This window comes from Bradyrhizobium macuxiense (genome assembly GCF_007993935.1).
GTDB lineage: Bacteria > Pseudomonadota > Alphaproteobacteria > Rhizobiales > Xanthobacteraceae > Bradyrhizobium > Bradyrhizobium macuxiense_A.
The window spans coordinates 398,998-420,673 of sequence record NZ_VITY01000008.1 but is presented as its reverse complement, the minus strand read 5'-3'; the positions used below and the strand labels follow the sequence as shown (position 1 = coordinate 420,673).

The window sequence follows — 21,676 nt, the reverse complement described above, 5'->3', positions numbered from 1 at the left end:
TCAACCCAACCAGATCTTGCGGCGAAGCGCGCTGATGAAATTCTGCACTTCCTCGGCGTCATGCGCCAGCGGCGGCATCACGCCCCAAACGGGACGCGGCCATGCAGCGTCGCTGGTCCGGCGCGCGATGATATGGACGTGAAGCTGCGGGACGAGGTTGCCGAGGGCTGCGACATTCAGCTTGTCGCATTTGGTGACCTCTTTGAGGGCCCGCGAGACGCGGGTGATCTCGGTCATCAGCTGCGCCTGCTCGACCTCGTCGAGGTCGATGATCTCGACCGCGCCGTCGCGCCGGGGCACCAGGAGCAGCCAGGGATAATGCGCATCCTTGATGACGAGCACCTTGCACAGCGGCAGGTCGCCGATGTCGATGGTGTCTTTTTTGAGCTGCGAATGCAGCGACCAATTGGAGGCGGGCATGGGGGCAAATAATGCCTTTCCGTGTTCCCAGACAAGCCCCGCAAAGCCGGCCTTACAAAGCCGGGTCAGGCCGCTTGCTTTCCGGCGCTTTTGGCCCCAAATAGGGATCGGGAGATTGGCGGTGGACGAGCCACTCGCCAACCGGGTCAGGTCCGGAAGGAAGCAGCCCTAACGAGGTCCGGATCGGGTCGCTCGTCAGTCTCCTACCTGTTTTTTCTGAGCGAATCGCGCTGGAATGGCGGTCTCCGCGCCCGGCGCTCGATTTCGGCTCCCATCCGCACGCCGGCTGCAAGAGACCCTTAAGTTGCGGATCGACGCATGAATGACGCTGGCGCCCCCTCCCAACCGCCCGACGGCGAAGGCCAGAGTGGCTTCGATCTCGGCAGCGCGCTTGATACCGCCAAGCCGTACCGCGTTCTAGCCCGCAAATACCGCCCCTCCAGCTTCGAGGACCTGATCGGCCAGGAGGCTATGGTCCGCACCGTCTCGAATGCGTTCGAGACCGGGCGGATTCCCCAAGCCTGGATCCTCACCGGCGTCCGCGGGGTCGGCAAGACCACCACCGCGCGGATCCTCGCCCGTGCCTTGAACTACGCCAAGCCGGACGGCTCGGTGACCGGGCCGACCATCCACATGCCCGACCTCGGCGTGCACTGCCAGGCGATCATGGAAAGCCGGCACATGGACGTGCTGGAGATGGACGCCGCGTCCCACACCGGCGTCGACGATGTCCGCCAGATCAATGACAGCGTGCGCTATGCGCCGGCCAGCGCGCGCTACAAGGTCTACATCATCGACGAAGTCCACATGCTGTCGACGGCGGCCTTCAACGCCTTTCTGAAGACGCTGGAGGAGCCGCCGGAGCACGCCAAGTTCGTGTTCGCCACCACCGAAATCCGCAAGGTTCCGATCACGGTGCTGTCGCGCTGCCAGCGCTTCGACCTGCGCCGCGTCGAGGCCGACGTGCTGATGAAGCATCTCGGCAATATCGCGACCAAGGAGGGCGTCGAGGTCGAGCCCGAGGCGCTCGGCATCATCGCGCGCGCGGCCGAGGGATCGGTGCGCGACTCGCTGTCGCTGTTCGATCAGGCGATCGCGCATGCCGCCGGCAATGTGAAGGCCGGCGCGGTCAGGCAGATGCTCGGCCTCGCCGACCGCACCCGCGTGATCGACCTGTTCGATTCGCTGGCGCGCGGCGATCTCGCCGCCGCCTTCACCGAATTCCGCGCGCAGTATGATGTCGGCGCCGATCCGGTCGTGGTGCTGTCGGACCTCGCCGAGTTCGTCAATTTCGTCACCCGCGTGAAGGCGATTCCGGCAACCGCCGACAATGTCGCGTTCGGCGAGACCGAGCGGGTGCGGGCGCGCGAGTTCGCCGCAAAGCTCTCGATGCGGGTGCTGTCGCGGATGTGGCAGATGCTGCTCAAGGGCATCGCCGAGGTGCAGACCGCGACGCGCCCGGCCGCTGCTGCCGAGATGGTGCTGGTGCGGATCGCCTATGTCGCCGACCTGCCGACGCCGGATGAGGCGATCCGGATGATCGAGCAGAATGGCGGCGGCGCGGCGCCCGCGACGTCAGGCTCCGCCGCCTCGTCGCCGTCGCGCGGTGCGCCGGCTTCGTCCATGTCGGCAATGCCGTCGGCACCGCTGCGCGCGCCGCAGGCTGCCCCGCGCGCCGATCTCGCCGCGCGTCCGCAGATGGCGGCGCCGGCCACCGATGCCGCGCCGGTGCTTCGGATATCAAGCTTTCCGCAGCTGATCGCGCTCGCCGGCGAGAAGCGCGACATCATGACCAAGAGCGCGCTGGAGGCCGATGTGCGGCTGGTGCGCATCGAGGACGGCCAGCTCGAGATCGCGCTCGAGCCGAAGGCGCAGCGCGCGCTCGTCACCGACCTATCGCGCAAGCTCGAGCTGTGGACCGGGCGGCGCTGGACCGTGATCATCTCCAACGAGGCCGGCCAGCCCACGGTGCGTTCGCAGAACGAGCTGGCGCGCAGCGAGCACCAGCGCGCGGCGGAGGCCGATCCGCGCGTGCAGGAGGTGCTGGCGCGCTTTCCCGGCACCAAGGTGATCGAGGTCCGCCGCCTTGCCGCCGAGGTTCCGGTGGCGGATGCAACCGGCGAAGATTCGATTGAAACTTCCGACAGCGACGACGATTGATCTGATTACAGGAACGCACGCATGGCTGATTTTCTCGGCATGATGAAGCAGGCAGCGCAGCTGCAATCCAAGATGCAGGAGATGCAGGAGCAGCTCGGCAATGTCGAAGTCGAGGGCATTTCCGGCGGCGGCCTGGTTGCCGTGCGCATGACCGCGAAGATGGAAGTGAAGGGCGTCAAGATCGATCCGTCGCTGATGAAGCCGGAAGAACGTGAGGTGCTCGAGGATCTGCTCGTCACCGCGCATGGCGATGCTCGCCGCAAGGCCGAGACGGCGATGCAGGAGAAGATGATGGCGCTGACCGGCGGCCTCGGCCTGCCGCCGGGATTTGGTCCTACTTAAAATGGCCGCAAGCGTTGCCGGCCCCGAGATTGAGCGCCTGATCCAGCTGCTGGCGCGGCTGCCGGGCTTAGGTCCCCGTTCGGCGCGGCGCGCGGCGCTGCATTTGATCAAGAAGCGCGAAGCCCTGATGACGCCGCTGACCGCGGCGCTGCAGGTTGCGATCGACAAGATCCAGGTCTGCAAGACCTGCGGAAACATCGATACACAAAACCCCTGCACGGTGTGCACCGATCCGCGCCGCGATCCCTCGATCATCGTCGTGGTCGCCGATGTCGCCGATCTCTGGGCGCTGGAACGGGCGAACGCGACCAATGGCCGCTATCACGTGCTCGGCGCAACGCTGTCGCCGCTCGACGGCGTCGGTCCGCAGGATCTCACCATCGACCAGTTGGTGGCACGCGCGCACGCGCCTGAGGTCAGCGAGATCATTCTGGCTTTGAATGCGACCGTCGATGGCCAGACCACCGCGCATTACATCACCGATCTGTTGGCGGACGCCAATGTGCGGGTGACGCGCCTGGCGCATGGCGTGCCGGTCGGCGGAGAGCTTGATTACCTCGACGAAGGTACGCTATCGGCTGCGATGCGGCAGCGGACGCTGTTCTAGCGCACGCTCGAGAGCCGGACACGGCTGATTTTGCCAAGCGATCAGTCACAAGTCGAAAAGATCGCGCCGAAACAAAATGATAGGGTGGATGACGATTCGGGGACGGTCATTCACGCTCTGACGGACCAGCTACGGAACACCTGAAAATGACGACACACCGATTGGGCGTACGCTTGGGCTTTGCGTTTCTGGCGGCAATGTTCGTTGCGCAGGGCGCGATCGCGCAGCAGAGCGACGCGCCGCAGAAGCCCGGCAAGATGATCCACGCCGGCGACGTGCTGTCGGGGGAACTCGGCGTCATGAAGGTGCGTGACGCCAAGAATCGCGGCAAGCGCGTCGCGACCTACCAGATCACCAGCGAGCCGCGCCGCCTGCCGCCGCCGAGCGGTCTGTGCAATCTCGAAACCGGGCCGGAAACCTTCCAGCTGATTCCGACCAACGACGCCCAGGCCGCGCAGCTCAAGAGCCTTTCGGGCAAGGCGATCTCGGTGAAGGTCGACGAGGTCGCCTGCGCCAAGGACGCCGGCGAGATGAGCGAAGCCATCGTCACCAAGTGGAGCGTGGTGGCGAAGTAGGCCGTGTCGTAGTTGCGGTGTCATCGCCCGGATGTGCAGGTGATGACACCGCGCCATTCGACATCTTGAGTTGCGACCTATCCTCATCGTCGTCCTGGCTTTCGCCAGGACGACGATCGCGGGTGATGACGGATGTGGGCTAGACTCTCACCGGCCCCAACTCATCGAAGTGCCCGCGCCGTTGCAGCCACGCCAGCAGGATCAGGCTCGGGATCGCGACCAGCACGCAGATCACGAAGAACATCTGCCAGCCGACCGCCTTGGCGACATAGCCCGCGCCCGACGACAGATAGGTGCGGCCGACCGCCGCGAGCGCCGTCAGCAGCGCATACTGGGTCGCGGTGTGCAGCGGGTTGCGGCACAGCGCCGAGAGATAAGCGACGAAGATCACGGTGCCGATCGCGCTGGTGAAATTCTCCGCGGTGATCGCAATCGCGAGCGCCCATTGATCGACGCCGACATGCGCAAGCCACGAGAACGACAGGTTGGCGACTGCTTGCAGCACGCCGCCGATCCAGAGGCTCTGCGCGAGCGAATAGCGCCGTGCCACGAAGCCGCCGGCAAAGCCGCCGATCAAGGTTGCCGCGAGGCCGACGCCCTTCACGATCGCCGCGTAATCGACCTTGGAAAAGCCGATGTCGATCACGAACGGCGCGGTCATGGTGCCGGAAAACGCGTCGGTGAACTTGAACAGCACGACGAACGCGAGCGCCGCAAGTGCGTCCTTGCGGCTGAGGAACTCGGAGAATGCGCCGAGCGCCGCGTGAAACACGCGTTCGGCTGCATTCTGCGCCTGCGTGGCCGCCTCCGCGCCTTTCGATTGCGCCGGTTCGGTCGCCACAAGCGCGGTGACGATGCCGATCACGACCAGCGCGGCCATCACCACATAGCCCCACATCCACGCCGACGGACGCGCGAGCCCTGCGGACTCGAAGCCGCTGACGATGAACAGCGCGCCGGCGGTCGAGACCAGCATGCCGACGCGATACGCCGCGACATAGGACGCCATGCCGGCGGCCTGCTCGCTCTCAGGGAGGCTTTCGACGCGGAAGGCGTCGACCACGATGTCCTGCGTCGACGACGCCGTTGCGACCAATAGCGCGGCAAAGGCCGCGAACCACGGCGATCGTGCCGGATCGGCCACCGCCAGCACCAGGATCGCCGCGATCAAGAGCAACTGCGAAAGCAGCAGCCAGCCGCGGCGGCGCCCGAAAACTTGCGTGAACAGCGGCACGTGCAGCGCGTCGACCAGCGGCGCCCAGAGGAACTTCAGCGTGTAAGGCGTCCCGATCAGCGCCAGCAGCCCGATGGTGCCGAGATCGACCCCGGCCTCCTTCATCCAGACCTGCAGCGTCGACCCCGACAGCGCCAGCGGCAGGCCGGAGGAGAAGCCGAGCAGCAGCACGATCAGCACCCGCGGCTGCAGGTACACCGCGAAACTGTCGCGCCAGGAGGTGGCGGCGGGCTCCTGCGGCTTTACGGGGGCGTCTGACGTCGCTTCAGGTGCGGTCATAGGGTCGTTGGTAGCAGATTCGGCTGCAAAAGACTGTCATCGCCCGGCCGGTGATGACACCGAAGGCGTGGCGGGGAGGCCACGTCAAATTCGGTGTCGTCCCTGCGAAAGCAGGGACCCATAACCACGAATGGTGGTTGGTGGGCGATGTCGGAACGACGAGTTCCTCAACAATGAAAGCCGCGGCGTATGGGTCCCTGCTTTCGCAGGGACGACAAGTGGAGATAATCTTGTTCCACGCGCGTCTGTAGTCGCCCGGCTCGACGGTCAAGCCGGGCGATGACACCGAGTTTGTCGTTCACTCCCCGGCCTGCAGCTTGCGCGGGGCGGGGAACAGGTCGGTGGCGGCGGGCTTGACGAAGCGCGGCACTTCGATCGGGGTCTCGGCCTTGCTGAAGTCGAGCTCCTCGATGCGGCCGGCGCGCTTCTCGATCTTGTCGGCGGAGATCAGGATCTGCCTGACGTCCTCGTTGACCTGGCCGAAATGGGTTTGCAGTTTGAGCACGCGCTCGCGCAGGCGGCCGAGGTCATCACCGAGATGCATCACCTCGTTGCGGATCTGGTCGGCGGCGTCGCGGATGCGGGCGTCCTTCAGGATCTGCTGCATCACCTGGATCGCCAGCATCAGGAGCGAGGGCGACACCAGCACGACACGGGCGCGATAGGCCTTCTGGATCACGTCGTCGAAGCCGTCATGGATTTCGGCATAGACCGATTCCGACGGCACGAACATCAGCGCGGTGTCCTGGGTCTCGCCCGGGATCAGGTACTTTTCCGCGATGTCGCTGACATGCTTCAGCACGTCGGCACGCAATCGCTGGCTGGCAAACTTGCGCTCCTCGTCGCTGCGCGCGTCGTGCAGCGCGGTCATGGCCTCCAGCGGAAATTTCGCGTCGATGCAGAGCGGGCGCTGGTCGGGCAGGAACACCACGCAGTCCGGCCGCTTACCCGTGGTCAGCGTGTACTGGAACTCGAACGAGCCCTTCGGCATGCCGTCCTGGACGATCGCCTCCATCCGCGCCTGGCCGAACGCGCCGCGCGATTGCTTGTTGGCGAGCACGTCGCGCAGGGTCGTCACCTGGGTGGTGAGCTCGTTGAGGTTCTTGTGGGCATGGTCGATGATACCGAGCCGCTCGTGCAGCGCGCGCAGCGAATCCATCGTGTTGCGGGTCGATTGTTCCATCGACTGGCCGACCCGGTGGGTGACCGAATCCAGCCGCTCGTTGACGGCGCGGGCCATCTCGGCCTGGCGGCCGGCCAGCGCCTGCGCCATGGCGTCGACCCGGCCGGAGGATTCGCTCTGGGCCCGCAGCATGTCGGCAAGCCGCTCCTCCAGCTCGTCGGCGCGAATGGCCTGGGCCATCGCGAGTTCCGCGCCGCGCCGGCTGGACCGCGCGATCACCAGGGCGATGGCGAACAGCAGGATCAGCGCCAGCGCGCCAAGGCCGATCAACGCGTCGGAGACGCGGACCGGAAGGTCGCCGATCGTGAGGAGAATCTCGTTCATGCCGGCCTTGTAGCCGATTCGCGGCTGGATGCGAACGAAGGGGGAACAATTATGATAAATGCTTTCCGAATTTTCTTGGTTAACCGGGGGTAAAGAAACGTGGTTAAGGTTGTCCTAACGAGTTCCTGAGCGCATTGACCGCATCAGGCGCGCAGCTTAAATCGCCGCCATGGCTTTAAGAGAAATCATCATCCTGCCGGACAAGCAGTTGCGGCTGGTGTCGAAACCGATCGAGAAGGTGACGCCGGAGATCCGCAAGCTCGCCGACGACATGCTCGAGACCATGTATGACGCGCCCGGCATCGGGCTTGCGGCGATCCAGGTCGCGCAGCCGCTGCGGCTGATCACCATGGACCTCGCCAAGCGCGACGAGAACGGCGAGACCACGCCGCAGCCGCGGGTGTTCATCAATCCGGAGATCATCTCGCATTCGGAAGAGCTGTCGGTCTACGAAGAGGGCTGCCTGTCGATCCCCGAATATTACGAGGAGGTCGAGCGCCCGGCGCGGGTGCGCCTGCGCTTCACCGATCTCGACGGCAAGCTGCATGAGGAGGATGCCGAGGGGCTCTACGCCACCTGCATCCAGCACGAGATCGACCATCTCAACGGCGTGCTGTTCGTGGATTATCTGTCGAAGCTGAAGCGCGACCGCGTCTTCAAGAAATTCGAGAAGGCCGCCAAGCGCGCAGCGGACTAGGCGCGCCCTCCGCTGTCTCACGCCCGGAAGAATCTGATCGCATGCCTCTCCGCCTGATCTTCATGGGCACGCCCGATTTCGCCGTGCCGACATTGCTGGAACTGGTGGCGCACGGCCATGAGGTCGTGGCCGCCTACACCCGCGCGCCGAAGCCCGGCGGCCGGCGCGGTCTGCAGTTGCAGCCGACGCCGGTCGAGCAGGAGGCGCGGCGGCTCGGCATTCCGGTGCTGACGCCGAAGACTCTCAGGACGGACGAAGCGCTCGAGGCGTTTCGCGCGCACGACGCGGATGCCGCGGTGGTCGTCGCCTATGGTATGATCCTGCCGCAGGCCATTCTCGACGCGCCGAAGCTCGGCTGTTTCAACCTGCACGCTTCGCTGTTGCCGCGCTGGCGCGGCGCCGCGCCGATCAACCGCGCGATCATGGCCGGTGACGCCGAGAGCGGCGTGATGGTGATGAAGATGGATGTCGGCCTCGACACCGGCGACGTCGCGATGGCCGAGCGGCTGCCGATCACGGACAGCATGACGGCATCCGATCTGCACGACGCGCTGGCGCCGCTCGGCGCCGATCTGATGGTGCGCGCGATGGGCGGGCTGCAGCGTGGCGGCTTGCAGCTGACCAAGCAGAGCGCGGACGGCGTCACCTATGCCGCCAAGATCGAGAAGGCCGAGGCGCGGATCGACTGGAAGCAGCCGGCGCACGCGGTGCTGCGGCACATTCACGGGCTGTCGCCGTTCCCCGGCGCCTGGTGCGAACTGACAGGCGAAGGCGAGCCGGTGCGGCTCAAGGTCCTGCGCTGCGAGCTGGCGAAAGGTTCGGGCCAACCGGGCGAAGTGCTCGACGATCATCTCGCGATCGCCTGCGGCGATGGCGCAGTCCGGATTATCGAGCTGCAGCGCGCCGGCAAGGGACCGATGAAGGCGGCGGACTTCCTGCGCGGCACGCCGCTGAAGCCGCCCGCGCGGCTCAGCTGATGCCCCGCTACAAGCTCACCATTGAATATGACGGCACGCCGTTCTCCGGCTGGCAGATCCAGGACACCGCGCCGACCGTGCAGGGCGCGCTGGAGACGGCGGTCAAGGCGATCTGCGGCGAGGACGTCCGCGTCCATGGCGCGGGCCGTACCGATGCCGGCGTGCACGCGCGCGGCCAGGTCGCGCATTGCGACATCGCCAAGCATTTTCCGCCGGGCCGCTTTCGCGACGGGCTGAACGCGCATCTGCGGCCCGATCCGATCGCCGTGCTCGCAGCCGATATCGTGCCCGACGATTTCGAGGCACGGTTCTCGGCGACCAAGCGGCACTATCTCTATCGCATCACCAACACCCGCGCGAACCTCGCGCTCGATGTCGGCCGGGTCTGGCGTGTGCCGCGCGCGCTCGATGCCGACGCGATGCACGCCGCCGCGCAGCTTCTGCTCGGCAAGCACGATTTCACCACCTTCCGCGACACCGAGTGCCAGGCCAAGTCGCCGGAGAAGACGCTCGATCAGCTCGACGTCACGCGCGACGGCAGCGCCATCAACATCGTGACCTCGGCGCGCTCGTTCCTGCACAGCCAGGTGCGCTCGATGGTCGGCTCGCTGGTCTGGGTCGGCGAAGGCCGCTGGAGCGCGGACGATCTCTTCGCCGCACTCAGCGCCCGCAATCGCGCCGCCTGCGGCCCCGTCGCGCCGCCGGACGGGCTCTATCTGATGCGGGTGGATTACTAGGCGGAAGTGACTTCGTAGGATGGGTGGAGCGAAGCGATACCCATCGCTTCAAATCCGCGGGTGCACATTGATGGGTATCGCTGCGCTCCACCCATCCTACGGACTACTGCATCTGGTGGGGGCAGATTGCCTGCAGTCCCAATCCCTACTGTGCATGGGGTTGTTTTCGATGCTTTGTTTGGAAATGACTTTGTAGGATGGGTAGAGCGAAGCGAAACCCATCACTTCGAGTCCGCGGCGTACATGATGGGTATCGCTGCGCTCCACCCATCCTACGGTCGTGAGCCTACCTGAAATACCGCTCCAACACGCCCCGATAGATCCGCGTCAGCTTCTCCAGGTCGGCCACCGGCGTGCGCTCGTCGATCTGGTGCATGGTCTGGCCGACCAGGCCGAACTCGATCACCGGGCAATAGCTCGAGATGAAGCGTGCGTCCGAGGTACCGCCCGAGGTCGAGAGCTCCGGCTTGCGGCCGGTGATCTCCTCGATCGCGGCAACCGCGAGATCGGTGAACGGGCCGGGCTGGGTGACGAACACGTTCGAGTTCGACGGCTGCCAGTCGATATGGGCGCGGATACGGTTGCCGCAGGCCCTCTCCAGCCGCGCATCGACCAGCTGCCGCAGGCTCTCCTGGGTGTGGTTGTCGTTGTAGCGGATGTTGAACTTCGCGCGCGCCTGGCCGGGGATCACATTGCTCGCGGTGTTGCCGACATCGACCGTGGTGAATTCGAGATTGCTGGCCTGGAATTGCGCACTGCCGTGATCGAGCGGCTCGTCGCTCAGCGCCACGATCAGCCGGGAGATATCAGGCACCGGGTTCGAGGCACGGTGCGGATAGGCGACGTGGCCCTGCACACCCTCGACAACCAGCGTGCCGGATTGCGAGCCGCGCCGGCCGATCTTGATCATGTCGCCGAGCACCTCGACATTCGACGGCTCGCCGAGCACGCAATGGTCGAACTTTTCGCCGCGCTCGGCGCACCATTTTAATAGCTTCACGGTGCCGTTGATCGAGACGTCTTCCTCGTCGCCGGTGATCAGGAAGGAGATCGATCCTTGTGGCTTGCCACCATGATCCCTGAGATATTGCAGCACCGCGGCGACGCTGCAGGCGATGCCGCCCTTCATGTCGACGGCGCCGCGGCCGTAGAGATAGCCGTCCCTGACCTCGCCGGAGAACGCACCGAGCGTCCACGCCGCTTCATCGCCCGGCGGCACCACGTCGGTGTGGCCGGCAAAAGTGATATGCGGCGCCGAAGTGCCGATGCGGGCATAGAGATTGTCGATATCGGCGGTGCCGGGCTCGGAGAACGTCACGCGGTGGACGTCGAAGCCTGCGGTTTTCAGCAAGTTTTCGAGGACGCCAAGCGCGCCGGCGTCGGCCGGGGTGACGGACGGGCAGCGGACCAGATCGCGGGTAATCGAGACGGCATCATTCATGCGCCTCGCTTAACACGTCACACCGCGGGTGGACCAGCTTTGTGCGGCACGATATCGAGCTCGCTTTGCTGATCCCAGCCCTGCGTGGAGCGCGACCCAGTGCCGCGGCCGCCTCCGCGGCTCACATGGGTTTTTCCCAGCGGATTGGGACCGTAGCGGTTGGGGTAACTCGTGCCGCGCAGGAAGGCGAGCTCGATGAAGCCCCAGACATAGAGCACGAAGACGATCATGCCCGCAGCCGCCATCAAATAGGATTGGTCTGGAAGGCGATCCGAGAATTGGCTCATGAGGCCGGGGAGGACGAAGTACGGCACCATCCACCAGCCGCTCTTGTCGCGGTCGTGCAGGCGCTTGATCGAGACCGCGATATAGACCCAGACGAACAAGAACGTTCCGCAGGCCTTGACCAGCAGCGCCGGCAATCCGGCCCATGTCAGTGATTTGTAGCTGTCGGGGTCGAAGGCCCGGAAGATGTCGTCGATGTTGAAGCCAAACGAGCCGGTCTTGCCGCCGAGGCCGGCTAGGACCACGAGCGCGGCCAGGAACATCATCCAGCAGACGATGATCAGCACTCCGAGCCAGAACTTGGCCCGGTTGACGCGGCCCTTGAAGCCGAACAGGTAATTGGCCCAGTCCATGAAAAAACTCCGGACGGCGGCAATGTTTCGCGGCCCGGAGTTTTGTCGTTTTGGAGAGGTGCTTGGTTCGAAATGTGATCCGTCACCCCCGCGCAAAGGCGAAGCCTTTGCGCGGGGGTGACGGTGATGGACAGCCATTGCGGAGGTTCGATCAGTCCCGCAGCAGCTCGTTGATGCTGGTCTTGGCGCGGGTGCGCTCGTCGACGCGCTTGACGATCACGGCGCAGGCGGTGGCAGGTCCCGGCTGGCCGTTCTTCAGCGGCTTGGCCGGCAGCGTGCCGGGCACCACGACGGCATATTCCGGCACTTCGCCGACGAAGATCTCGCCGGTCTCGCGATCGACGATCTTGGTCGAGGCGCCGAGGAACACGCCCATCGACAGCACCGCGCCCCTGCGCACGATCACGCCCTCGGCAACCTCCGAGCGCGCGCCGATGAAGCAGTCGTCCTCGACGATCACGGGCTCGGCCTGCAGCGGCTCGAGCACGCCGCCGATGCCGACGCCGCCCGAGATGTGCACGCGCTTGCCGATCTGGGCGCAGGAGCCGACCGTCGACCAGGTGTCGATCATGGTCGCTTCATCGACATAGGCGCCGAGATTGACGAAGGAGGGCATCAGCACGACGTTCTTGGCGATGAAGGCCGAGCGGCGCACGATCGCGCCGGGCACGGCGCGGAAGCCGGCGTCGCGGAAGCGGTTCTCGCCCCAGCCCTCGAACTTCGAGGGCACCTTGTCCCACCACGATGCCTTGCCGGGGCCGCCTGCGATCTGGCCCATGTCGTTGAGGCGGAACGAGAGCAGCACCGCCTTCTTCAGCCACTGATTGACCTTCCACTTGCCGCTGGCCTCGCGCTCGGCGACGCGGGCCTCGCCCTTGTCGAGCAGCTCCAGCGCGTGAACGACGGCTTCGCGGACTTCGCCTTTGGTCGAGGTCGAGATGCCTTCGCGGGCGTCGAACGCAGTGTTGACGGTGGTTTCGAGGGCGGACAGCGGCATCGGGACAATCCTTGGGCGTATCGGGATATCAGAGGAATTTTGCCGGGCTTTTTCGGAATTTGGGGCCGTGGAGTCAAGGCAAACCCCATTGTCGTCCCGGCGAAGGCCGGGACCCATAACCACAAATCTTGGTTGGGTTATACGCTGCGGCCCCAGCGTGCCTCATCACTGACATTCGGGGCAATGGGTCCCGGCCTTCGCCGGGACGACGCTACGGAGAGATCAGGGCTTTCCGTTCAGCCGCTGCAAGAATCCGGTGAGATCGTCCGTGACATGGTCGACATAAGCGGCGTCGCGGCCTTCGAGCTCCCAGGTCTCGCGCACCACCTCCTGGCTGCCGTCGGGCACGACCAGCACGGTGGTCATGCCGAGTTCATGCGGCACCACCAGATTGCGCGCGAGGTCTTCGAACATCGCGGCTTTCGCCGGATCGACGTCGTGCAGCTTGAGGAACTTCTGGTAGGTCTGCGGCGCCGGCTTCGGCTCGAGATCGGCGGCGATGATGTCGAACACGCCGTCGAAATGATGGCCGATGCCGAGCCGGCCGAGCACCGCATCGACATGGTCGACCGAGCCGTTGGTCAGGATCAGCTTGCGCCCCGGCAGTTTGGCGATCGCAGCCCCCATCTCCGGATTCGGCTGCAGCGGCGAGTGGTCGATCTTGTGCACATAGGCGAGATAGTCGTCGGCCTGCACGCCGTGCTCGGTCATCATGCCGCGCATCGTGGTGCCGTAGCGCAGGTAATAGTCCTTCTGTAGCCGCCGCGCCTCCTCGGGCGAGATCTTCAGCCAATTGCCGACGAACTCGCCGATCCGCGCATCGACCTGCTGCCACAGGTTGACGTGATGCGGGTACAGTGTGTTGTCGAGGTCGAACACCCAGGTTTCGACATGGCCGAAGCTGCGGGGAGTTTTAGTCATGGCTTTCTCCACCCGTCGTCCCTGCGAAAGCAGGGACCCATACTCCGTGACTGATATTGTTGAGCAAGGCGGAAGTAACCTTCGCTTGGGGTCATAGACAACTGCAAAACACCGGCCTGTGGTTATGGGTCCCTGCTTTCGCAGGGACGACGAAAGTAATCATCACGGCATCGCAAAGCGCAGCGTCTTGCCGCCGCTGGTCATGTCGACGGTGGTGAAGCCGAGCGCGGTGAGACCGCGGGTGGCGCAGTCACCCTGCTCGTTGACCTCGAACTTGCTGTCGCGGGTGCAGAGTTGCACCGCGCCGCCCCAGTTCAGCGGCTTGTCCTTGATGCGGATGGCGCGGTTGTCGTTGTCGACCGCTTCGGCGAAGGAATAGATCTGCTTCGGCGTGCCCGTGACGTCGGGATGCAGGCACTTGCCGGGATCGATCCGATACCAGCCGCGGCTGGTCACGGCCTTGCCGTCGTCGGTCGCAACCGAGGCCATCACCTTGTACTGCGTGTCGTTGCACCAGGTCAGCCCCGTCGGCGACGGTTTCTGCACGGCGTCGACCATCGTTGTGAAGAAGTTCGCCGACTGCACGATGTCGCTGGCGAGCCCGCGGCTCTTGAGGAAGGCCGACAGCGCGCTCTGGGTCTTCGGCCCGTCGACGCCGTCGATCGGCGCCGCGTCGTAACCCGCGATCACCAAGAGGCGCTGGATGCCGGCGAGCCGCGCCTGCTCGTCGTCATATTCGCTGTCTTCGGCAAGGTAGGCGACAAGGTTGCCGTCATCGCTCTGCGTCGGCGTGATCTGGGTAAACTGCGCCGGCGTCTGGCCGGAGCGGCATTGCCGCGCGGCGGCGATCACGAAATTGTCCTGCGCGACGCAGAGCGTGTCAGTCCCGTTCTGCGGGATCGGCGAGGCGCCGTAGACGCCGAGCGCCCGGGCGTTGAGCAGCACGCGGTCGGCGGTGAGTGCACCCTGCACGACGACGCGGCAGGTCGCGGGATCGATGCGGAACCAGCCGCGGGTTGCGGTTGCGGCCTTGTCATCGATACCGATCGCGGCCTCGATCACATAGCTCATGCGGTTGCAGAGCTTGAGGTCGGCATGCGCCGGCGCCGCCGAGAACAGGAACGACACCAGCGCGGCCGGCAGCGACATCGCGAGCCGCGTCGCCGGCGACCGGCGAGGAATCCTCGCCGTGCGTCCCGCGATGGCGGCCTTCATTCGCGCTGCCGCGTCTGCCATTACTTGTGGATCAGCGTGCCGGTGCCTTGGTTGGTGAAGAGCTCGAGCAGCACCGCGTGCTGCGTCTTGCCGTCGATGATGACGACGCCTTGCACGCCCTGTTCGAGCGCGTAGATGCAGGTCTCGACCTTCGGGATCATGCCGCCGGAGATCGTGCCGTCGGCGATCAGCTTGCGGGCTTCCTTGATCGACAGGTCCGGAATCAGCTTCTTGGACTTGTCGAGCACGCCGGGTACGTCGGTCAGCAGCAGCAGGCGCTTGGCCTTCAGCGCGCCCGCGATCGCGCCGGCAAAGGTGTCGGCGTTGATGTTCAGCGTCTGGCCGTCCTGCGAGGTCGCCAGCGGCGCCAGCACCGGGATCAGCTCATAGCCGATCAGCTGGTTGAGCAGCGTCAGGTCGACCTTTTCGGGATCGCCGACGAAGCCGAGATCGACCGCCTTCTCGATGTTGGAATCGGGATCGACCATGGTGCGGGTCGTCTTCGACGCCTTCACCATGTTGCCGTCCTTGCCGGAGAGGCCCACGGCCTTGCCGCCGGCTTCATTGATGTAACCGACGATCTGCTTGTTGACCGAGCCGGCCAGCACCATCTCGACGATCTCGATGGTGGCGGCGTCGGTGATGCGCAGGCCGGCGGCGAATTCCGACTGGATGCCGAGCCGCTTCAGCATGGTCGCGATCTGCGGCCCGCCGCCATGCACGACCACCGGATTGATCGCGGTCTGCTCGAGCAGCACGATGTCGCGCGCGAACGCCTTGGCGGTGTCCTCGGCGCCCATGGCATGGCCGCCATACTTGATGACGATGGTTTCCTCGTCATACTCCTGCATGTGCGGGAGCGCCTCGGACAGGATGCGGGCCTGATCGAGCGGGCTGATGTGCTGGTCGGTCATGGGGCGGGTCTCATCGTCAGCGGAGGGACGGGCGCGGTTCTATCTGATTGCCGGGCAGGGCGCAAAGCGGGAGAGGTATTCGTCGTATCTGTAGCCCGGATGAAGCGAAGCGCAATCCGGGATCTCCGCCCGCGGCACGATTCCCGGATTTCGCTGAGCCTGTCATCGGGCGCGCGTTCGCGCGACCCGTTGGCTCCATCCGGGCTACGGTTCAACGCCTCGGCCACATGGCCGAAACCGCCAGCACCAGCCAGCTCAGGATCAGCAGCGTTCCGCCAGTCGGGGCGGCCATCGGAAACAATCCATGGCCGGCATATTGGCGCAGCACCAGGTCGCCCGCGAACAATGACGCCGCGATGACGAAGCCGGCCGCTGCCACGAATCCGAGCTTGGGATGAACGATCGCACGGTCCGCGGCCGCAATCGTCGCGATGGCGGCCGGTGCATGGAACAACAGCATCGAAGATGCCGCCGCCAGCCGCGTCGCGTCGGGCAAATGGGCCGCGGCCGCCGCCAATATCACGCCGCAGGCGCCCATGATGGCGGCACAGACGATCAGAAGGCGGGATGCGCCGTTCATCGGCGCCGTTCCTCGATCAGGCGCACCATGGCGGCCCGCAACTCCGGCATGCCGTCGCCGGTGCGCGACGAAGTCACCAGCACCTCGGGGAACGCGGCGGGATGCTTTGCCAGCGTCGCGATGGTATCGGCGATCGTGGTCTTCAGTTCGCCGGCCTTGACCTGATCGACCTTGGTCAGCACGACCTGGTAGCTGACCGCGGATTTATCCAGCGTCTTCAGCACGTCGAGATCGACGTCCTTGATGCCGTGGCGCGCGTCGATCAGCACATAGACCCGCGCCAGCGTCGCGCGCCCGAGCAGGAATTTGTGGATCAGCGCCGTCCACGACGCCACCTTGGTCTTGGGGGCCGAGGCGTAGCCGTAGCCGGGCATGTCGACCAGGCGGAAGTTCGAGTTCTCCGGGCCCTCGAAAAAGATCAGTTCCTGGGTGCGGCCCGGCGTATGCGAGGTACGCGCGAGCGCGCTGCGGCCGGTCAGCGCGTTGATCAGGCTCGATTTGCCGACATTCGAGCGGCCGGCAAAGGCGACCTCGAGGCCGGCCATCGGCGGCAGCGTCTCGATCGAGGGCGAGGCCCAGATGAAGCGCCAGTCGCCGGCGAACAGCTTGCGCCCCTGCTCGATCAGCTCCGCATCGGGTTCGGTGGTCATGCGCGGGGGCTCGCTCTCGTTCCGTCATTGCGAGGAGCGAAGCGACGAAGCAATCCATCTGTCCCCGTGTGGAGGCGTGGATTGCTTCGCTTCGCTCGCAATGACGGTGCTACCTACGTCGGCTTCTTGGCGAACGTCGACTTCAGATTGTCGAACAACTCCACCTTCACGCCGTTCTTGCGCATGATGAAGCTCTGCTGCAGCACCGAGAGCGTGTTGTTCCAGGCCCAGTAGATCACGAGACCCGCCGGGAAGCCGGCCAGCATGAAGGTGAAGATCAGCGGCATCCAGTCGAAGATGATCTTCTGGGTCGGATCCGGCGGCGCCGGGTTGAGCTTCATCTGCACCCACATCGTGATGCCCATGATGATCGGCCAGATGCCCATCACCAGGTAGGCGCCGAAATGCGGTCCGAGCAGCGCGATCGGATCGAATGGGATCAGCCCGAACAGGGTGAACAGGTTGGTCGGATCGGGCGCCGAGAGGTCCTTGATCCAGCCGAAGAACGGCGCGTGCCGCATTTCGATGGTGATGAACAGCACCTTGTAGAGCGAGAAGAACACCGGAATCTGCAAGGCGACGGGAAGACAACCGGCGATCGGGTTGATCTTCTCCTTCTTGTAGATCTCCATCATCTCCTGCTGCTGCTTCACGCGGTCGTCAGGATAGCGTTCCTTCAGCGCCTGCAGCTGCGGCTGTACCGACTTCATCTTCGCCATCGAGGCGTAGGACTTGTTGGCGAGCGGGAAGAACAACAGCTTCACGATCACGGTCACCAACAGGATCGCGATGCCGAAATTGCCGACCAGGCGGTAGAACCAGTCGAGCGCCAGGAACATCGGCTTGGTGATGAAGTAGAAGTGGCCCCAGTCGATCAGCAGATCGAAATGGTTGAGGCCGAGCTGCTTGTTGTAGCCGCCGAAGCCGACCAGCGGGAAGTTGAGGCCGACGGTCGCGGCCTCCTTCGCGCCGGCGAACAGCCGCGCATTGGCAACGCCGGTGCCGCCGATCGGAATGGTCTGCGCGCCGAGCATGTAGTCGGCCTGGTAGCGCTTGTCGCCGGTGGTGAACCTTGCGCTTTCGAGCGTTGCGTTGGTCTCGGGCAGCAGCGCGGTCGCCCAGTATTTGTCGGTGATGCCGAGCCAGCCGTCGGTGACCTTCGAGAACACGACGCCGCGCGAATTGCCGCCGGTCGAGGTCTTGGCTTCGTCGAGGTTCTTGTAGGTGAATTCCTGCAGGCCCTGGTCGCCGAGATAGCCGATCGGGCCTTCGTGCAGGATGGCGTAACCCGAGACCGGCGGCTTGCCGCCGCGCGAGATCAGCCCGAACGGATACAGCGTTACCGGCGCGCTGCCTTGATTGTTGACCTCATCCTTGATCGTGAAGAGGTAGCGATCGTCGATCGCGATGGTGCGGCGGAAGGTCAGGCCCTGGCCGTTCTCATATTTCAGAACCACCGGAGTGCTCGGCGACAGGCTGTTCGATCCCTCCTGCTGCCAGACGGTTTCGGCGTTCGGCGTCTTCACCGACGCGCCGTTCGCGGTCAGCCACAGGAACTCGGCATAGTAAGGTTCGGCGGTGCCGGACGGCGACAGCAGCACCACGGCCGGCGATTTGGGATCGACCGTCTCACGGAACTGGACCAGCGCCAGATCGTCGATCCGGGCGCCCTTCAGCGCGATGCTGCCGATGACGCGCGGAGTGTCGATCTTGATGCGCGGGCCTGAGGCGAGCACCGTCTCGCGGCTCGCCACCGGCGCGTCAGCGGCAGGCGTGCCGGGTGCGGGGGATGGCGTCGCCGTGGCTCCGGGGGCGGCGCCAGGAGCTGCGCCAGGCGCGGCACCCGGGGTCGCCTGCGGCGTCGGCTTCAGCAACTCGGCCTGCTTCTGCGCCTCGCGCTGCTTCTCCATCTGCGGCACATTGTAGAAATATTGCCAGGCGATCAGGACGAGGCCGGACAGAATGACGGCAAGGATCGTGTTGCGGTTGTCGGACATCTCTTAGGGTCTCGTCATTCCATTCGGATTGGGCGCGCGTTTGTTACCTGCCTTGTCGTTACCCGTCTTGGGCGCAGCAGGCCGGTCGAGGCGGCGCAGCGCCGACCGCAGGTCGTCAATCATGGTCGCAAAGTCGCGGGTCAGCGCGTCACGACGGCCGACTAGCACATAATCATGGTGCGGCCGCATGAATACGGCATCGACCCGTCTCATCACTTCGCGAAGCCGGCGGCGAATGCGGTTGCGCTCGGTCGCGGTGCCATTCTTCTTGGTGACGGTATAGCCGACGCGGATCGGGCCCTGATCGTCGCGCCGGCGGCCCTGCAGCACAAAAGCTGCGGTATTCGCCCGTGCGCCATTGGCAACGGCGAGGAAATCCGCCCGCTGCCTCAGCCGATCCATAATGGGTATCTCCGGGGAGGAGACGTCCGGGCTCAGGCGCTCAGGCGCTTGCGGCCACGCGCACGACGCGCAGCGAGAACCTTGCGGCCGCCGGCCGTGGCGAGACGGGCGCGGAAGCCGTGACGGCGCTTGCGCACCAGTTTGCTGGGTTGATAAGTCCGCTTCACGGGTAATTCTCCGCTGACCGGGCAATTTGCCGTTATATTGAGATGGAGTCCGGTGATGCTGGCGGGCCCAAACGAGCCGTTACGGCCCCAAATGAGCCGCCCCCGGTCAAGAACCGGGCCATCGCGGACAGTTGGCGCGGCTTATAAGGGAGCGCCCTGTTTTCGTCAATGTCGCAGGGCGTCGCAAAAATGGTTCTTTGAAACGTCGCAATTGGGGCGAATATATCTGATTTCGCGGGGTATTTGACGGTAAGGGTACGCTTTGAGGCGTTCGGGGAACCGCCGACATTAGCGATCCGTAATTTGACCGGCTTGGGGGCCGGGCCGCATCTTCCGACCCCTAAGCCAAACAAGGCCTTATCTTGTGGCTCTAACTGACGATCAGGCGACCGCGCAGAACCTGCGGCCCAAGCCGTCCCTTCGGCTCGGGCTGTCGGGCAAGCTTTTGCTGCTGACGATTCCGCTTGTCATGATCGCCGGGCTCCTGATCTATGTGCCGGCCATCGCCAACTTCCGGATGAACCGGCTCAATGATCGCCTGGCCGCCGCCAATACCGCGGCGCTGGTGCTGGATGCCGCCCCCTCCGGCCTGGTGCCGGATTCGCTGGCCCGGCAGATCCTGACCAGCATCGGCGCTCGCGCGGTTGCCATCAAGCTCGGCCAACAGCGCCGCCTGCTCGCCAGCGCCGACCTGCCGGCCTCGATCGACCATGATGTCGACATGCGGGCCATGACGGTGTGGTCGGCGATCGTCGATGCCTTCGAGATCATGCTGGAGCACGGTGACCAGACCATCCGCGTGGTCGGCCCGGCGCCCGGTCAGGCGCAATTCATCGAAGTGGTGATCGACGAGAAGCCGCTGCGCCAGGCGATGTACCGCTTCTCGCGCAACGTGCTGGTGGTCGCACTCCTGATCGCCGGCCTGACCGCCGGCCTGGTCTACCTGGCGCTGCATTATCTGTTCGTCCGGCCGATGCGGCGGCTGACCGCGAGCCTGGTCGGCTTCCACGAGAACCCGGAGAGTTCGGCGCGAATCATCGTGCCGAGCCAGCGCGGTGACGAGATCGGCGTGGCCGAGCGCGAGCTGTCGGACATGCAGCGCGACCTCGTCTCGATGCTGCATCAGAAGAGCCGGCTCGCCGCGCTCGGGCTCGCCGTCTCCAAGATCAACCACGATTTGCGCAACCTCCTGGCATCATCGCAATTGCTGTCGGATCAGCTCGCCAGCGTGCCCGACCCGCGGGTGCAGCGCTTTGCGCCGAAGCTGCTGCGCTCGCTCGAGCGCGCCATCGCCTTCTGCCAGTCGACATTGTCCTATGGCCGCGCGCAGGAGGCTGCGCCCGACCGCCGCGTGATCATGGTGGAGCCTGCGGTTGCCGAAGTGCGGGAATCGGCCGGGCTTGCGACCGACGTCTCGATCACCTGGATCAGCGCGATCGAACGCGGCCTCACCATCGACGCCGATCCGGACCAGCTGTTTCGCGTGCTGCTCAATCTGGTGCGCAACGCGACGCAGGCGCTGGAAACCCGACAGGACAGCGATGGCAGCGCCCAGCAGATCCGCATCACCGGCCGCCGCGAGGGGACGGTTGCGATCATCGAGGTCTCCGACACTGGACCCGGCGTGCCGGCCAAGGCGCGCGAGCATCTGTTCGAGGCGTTTCAGACCTCCGGCCGCCCTGGCGGCAGCGGGCTCGGCCTTGCGATCGCGGCCGAGCTGATCCGGGCCCATGGCGGCCACATCCATCTGGTCGAGGGCACCATCGGCGCCACCTTCCGGATCTCGATCCCGGATCGCCCGGTGGAGCTGCTGTCGGTCCGCAGCGAGCGTGCGAGGGCCTGAGACCGCCCCCGGTATTCCAGGGCGGCTGAAACCGCGACCGAAATTGGCGTTTCCAGAGCTTGCCAACCGGACCGGGAGCCTGTAGCTAGAGCGCTCTTTCGCGACGTTCCGGGGCTCCCGGAGCCATCCGGGCTTCAAGCCTGATCCGCGAAAATGCGCCCGTAGCTCAGCTGGATAGAGCATCAGACTACGAATCTGAGGGTCGGACGTTCGAATCGTTCCGGGCGCGCCATTCGTCTTTGATTTCATTGGATTTTTTGAGGCGTGTGCCCAGCGGCGAGACCGCTGTGCCCTGACCTCTCATGCCGGGTGCGGTCAAATACTTGTGCAGCGCAGTATATGTTATTGCATTGCAACAAAATTGGCCTATGTCGGC

At 65.1% G+C, this 21,676-nt stretch carries 22 protein-coding genes, 1 tRNA gene and 1 other RNA gene; 10 read left to right on the top strand and 14 right to left on the bottom strand.

Going from position 1 to position 21,676, the window contains the following annotated elements:
- Entirely contained in the window at positions 1-420 is a 420-nt protein-coding gene (locus FBZ93_RS22990; RefSeq protein WP_050419929.1) for an HIT domain-containing protein, read from the bottom strand.
- A 110-nt stretch (positions 421-530) separates the two neighbouring features.
- Here FBZ93_RS22990 and ffs point away from each other — a divergent pair.
- The 5 genes from ffs to FBZ93_RS22965 all read left to right on the top strand — a co-directional run bounded on the left by ffs (position 531) and on the right by FBZ93_RS22965 (position 4,104).
- An RNA gene (gene ffs / locus FBZ93_RS22985) (signal recognition particle sRNA small type) lies at positions 531-627 on the top strand.
- Positions 628-738: 111 nt separating this feature from the next.
- Positions 739-2,580 carry a DNA polymerase III subunit gamma/tau gene (locus FBZ93_RS22980; protein WP_146988681.1) on the top strand — a complete coding sequence of 614 codons (1,842 nt, stop codon included), beginning with the start codon at positions 739-741 and terminating at the stop codon, positions 2,578-2,580.
- 21 nt (positions 2,581-2,601) lie between these two features.
- On the top strand, positions 2,602-2,922 hold the full coding sequence (locus tag FBZ93_RS22975; RefSeq protein WP_146988679.1) for a YbaB/EbfC family nucleoid-associated protein: 321 nt from the start codon (positions 2,602-2,604) through the stop codon (positions 2,920-2,922).
- Between the two features lies 1 nt (position 2,923).
- Entirely contained in the window at positions 2,924-3,529 is a 606-nt protein-coding gene (gene recR / locus FBZ93_RS22970) for a recombination mediator RecR (RefSeq protein WP_074130985.1), read from the top strand.
- Between the two features lie 146 nt (positions 3,530-3,675).
- Positions 3,676-4,104 carry a hypothetical protein gene (locus tag FBZ93_RS22965; protein ID WP_167529174.1) on the top strand — a complete coding sequence of 143 codons (429 nt, stop codon included), beginning with the start codon at positions 3,676-3,678 and terminating at the stop codon, positions 4,102-4,104.
- A 139-nt stretch (positions 4,105-4,243) separates the two neighbouring features.
- On the opposite strand, the gene FBZ93_RS22960 is transcribed toward FBZ93_RS22965, so the two are convergent.
- Together FBZ93_RS22960 and FBZ93_RS22955 are read right to left on the bottom strand one after the other, a co-directional pair.
- Positions 4,244-5,617, bottom strand: coding sequence for an AmpG family muropeptide MFS transporter (locus tag FBZ93_RS22960; RefSeq protein WP_146988678.1), 1,374 nt, complete (start codon positions 5,615-5,617; stop codon positions 4,244-4,246).
- A gap of 298 nt (positions 5,618-5,915) precedes the next feature.
- The gene (locus tag FBZ93_RS22955; RefSeq protein ID WP_146988676.1) at positions 5,916-7,124 is read right to left on the bottom strand and encodes a DNA recombination protein RmuC; all 1,209 of its coding nucleotides are present in this window, start codon (positions 7,122-7,124) and stop codon (positions 5,916-5,918) included.
- 169 nt (positions 7,125-7,293) lie between these two features.
- Here FBZ93_RS22955 and def point away from each other — a divergent pair, with 169 nt between their 5' ends.
- Genes def through truA form a run of 3 tightly spaced genes read left to right on the top strand, consistent with a single transcriptional unit; the run spans position 7,294 to position 9,535 of the window.
- Positions 7,294-7,821, top strand: a complete 528-nt coding sequence (gene def / locus FBZ93_RS22950; protein WP_074130988.1) for a peptide deformylase — start codon at positions 7,294-7,296, stop codon at positions 7,819-7,821.
- Positions 7,822-7,862: 41 nt separating this feature from the next.
- Entirely contained in the window at positions 7,863-8,798 is a 936-nt protein-coding gene (gene fmt, locus FBZ93_RS22945) for a methionyl-tRNA formyltransferase (RefSeq protein WP_146988675.1), read from the top strand.
- Entirely contained in the window at positions 8,798-9,535 is a 738-nt protein-coding gene (gene truA, locus FBZ93_RS22940) for a tRNA pseudouridine(38-40) synthase TruA (RefSeq protein WP_146988673.1), read from the top strand. The genes fmt and truA overlap by 1 nt, the downstream gene beginning before the upstream one ends.
- Positions 9,536-9,821: 286 nt before the next feature.
- Here the strand turns inward: truA and dapE are convergent, their stop codons facing one another.
- The 11 genes from dapE to rpmH form a co-directional block, all read right to left on the bottom strand.
- Positions 9,822-10,976, bottom strand: coding sequence for a succinyl-diaminopimelate desuccinylase (gene dapE, locus FBZ93_RS22935; protein WP_146988671.1), 1,155 nt, complete (start codon positions 10,974-10,976; stop codon positions 9,822-9,824).
- 17 nt (positions 10,977-10,993) lie between these two features.
- Positions 10,994-11,614 carry a DUF805 domain-containing protein gene (locus tag FBZ93_RS22930; RefSeq protein WP_167529173.1) on the bottom strand — a complete coding sequence of 207 codons (621 nt, stop codon included), beginning with the start codon at positions 11,612-11,614 and terminating at the stop codon, positions 10,994-10,996.
- Between the two features lie 151 nt (positions 11,615-11,765).
- Complete coding sequence (gene dapD, locus FBZ93_RS22925; protein WP_146988667.1) at positions 11,766-12,611, bottom strand: 2,3,4,5-tetrahydropyridine-2,6-dicarboxylate N-succinyltransferase; 846 nt, start codon at positions 12,609-12,611, stop codon at positions 11,766-11,768.
- Positions 12,612-12,833: 222 nt separating this feature from the next.
- On the bottom strand, positions 12,834-13,532 hold the full coding sequence (locus FBZ93_RS22920) for a pyrimidine 5'-nucleotidase (RefSeq protein WP_146988665.1): 699 nt from the start codon (positions 13,530-13,532) through the stop codon (positions 12,834-12,836).
- 162 nt (positions 13,533-13,694) lie between these two features.
- Positions 13,695-14,681 carry a DUF1036 domain-containing protein gene (locus FBZ93_RS22915; protein WP_146988786.1) on the bottom strand — a complete coding sequence of 329 codons (987 nt, stop codon included), beginning with the start codon at positions 14,679-14,681 and terminating at the stop codon, positions 13,695-13,697.
- 86 nt (positions 14,682-14,767) lie between these two features.
- Entirely contained in the window at positions 14,768-15,661 is an 894-nt protein-coding gene (gene argB, locus FBZ93_RS22910; RefSeq protein ID WP_029083632.1) for an acetylglutamate kinase, read from the bottom strand.
- A 211-nt stretch (positions 15,662-15,872) separates the two neighbouring features.
- Positions 15,873-16,241: a DUF423 domain-containing protein gene (locus tag FBZ93_RS22905; RefSeq protein ID WP_146988663.1), complete on the bottom strand. Its 369-nt coding sequence runs from the start codon at positions 16,239-16,241 to the stop codon at positions 15,873-15,875.
- Positions 16,238-16,891, bottom strand: a complete 654-nt coding sequence (gene yihA, locus FBZ93_RS22900; RefSeq protein ID WP_146988661.1) for a ribosome biogenesis GTP-binding protein YihA/YsxC — start codon at positions 16,889-16,891, stop codon at positions 16,238-16,240. Before yihA ends, FBZ93_RS22905 begins: the two co-directional genes overlap by 4 nt.
- 113 nt (positions 16,892-17,004) lie before the next feature.
- A complete protein-coding gene (yidC, locus tag FBZ93_RS22895) occupies positions 17,005-18,888 on the bottom strand; it encodes a membrane protein insertase YidC (protein WP_146988659.1) in 1,884 nt (627 codons plus the stop codon).
- Between the two features lie 3 nt (positions 18,889-18,891).
- Positions 18,892-19,290 carry a ribonuclease P protein component gene (gene rnpA / locus FBZ93_RS22890; protein ID WP_074127686.1) on the bottom strand — a complete coding sequence of 133 codons (399 nt, stop codon included), beginning with the start codon at positions 19,288-19,290 and terminating at the stop codon, positions 18,892-18,894.
- Between the two features lie 32 nt (positions 19,291-19,322).
- Positions 19,323-19,457, bottom strand: coding sequence for a 50S ribosomal protein L34 (rpmH, locus tag FBZ93_RS22885; protein ID WP_008542748.1), 135 nt, complete (start codon positions 19,455-19,457; stop codon positions 19,323-19,325).
- A 364-nt stretch (positions 19,458-19,821) separates the two neighbouring features.
- Between rpmH and FBZ93_RS22880 the strand changes: the two genes are divergently transcribed.
- A complete protein-coding gene (locus FBZ93_RS22880) occupies positions 19,822-21,300 on the top strand; it encodes a sensor histidine kinase (protein WP_146988658.1) in 1,479 nt (492 codons plus the stop codon).
- Positions 21,301-21,455: 155 nt separating this feature from the next.
- Positions 21,456-21,532: transfer RNA gene (locus FBZ93_RS22875), tRNA-Arg, on the top strand.
- Positions 21,533-21,676: the final 144 nt, after the last annotated feature.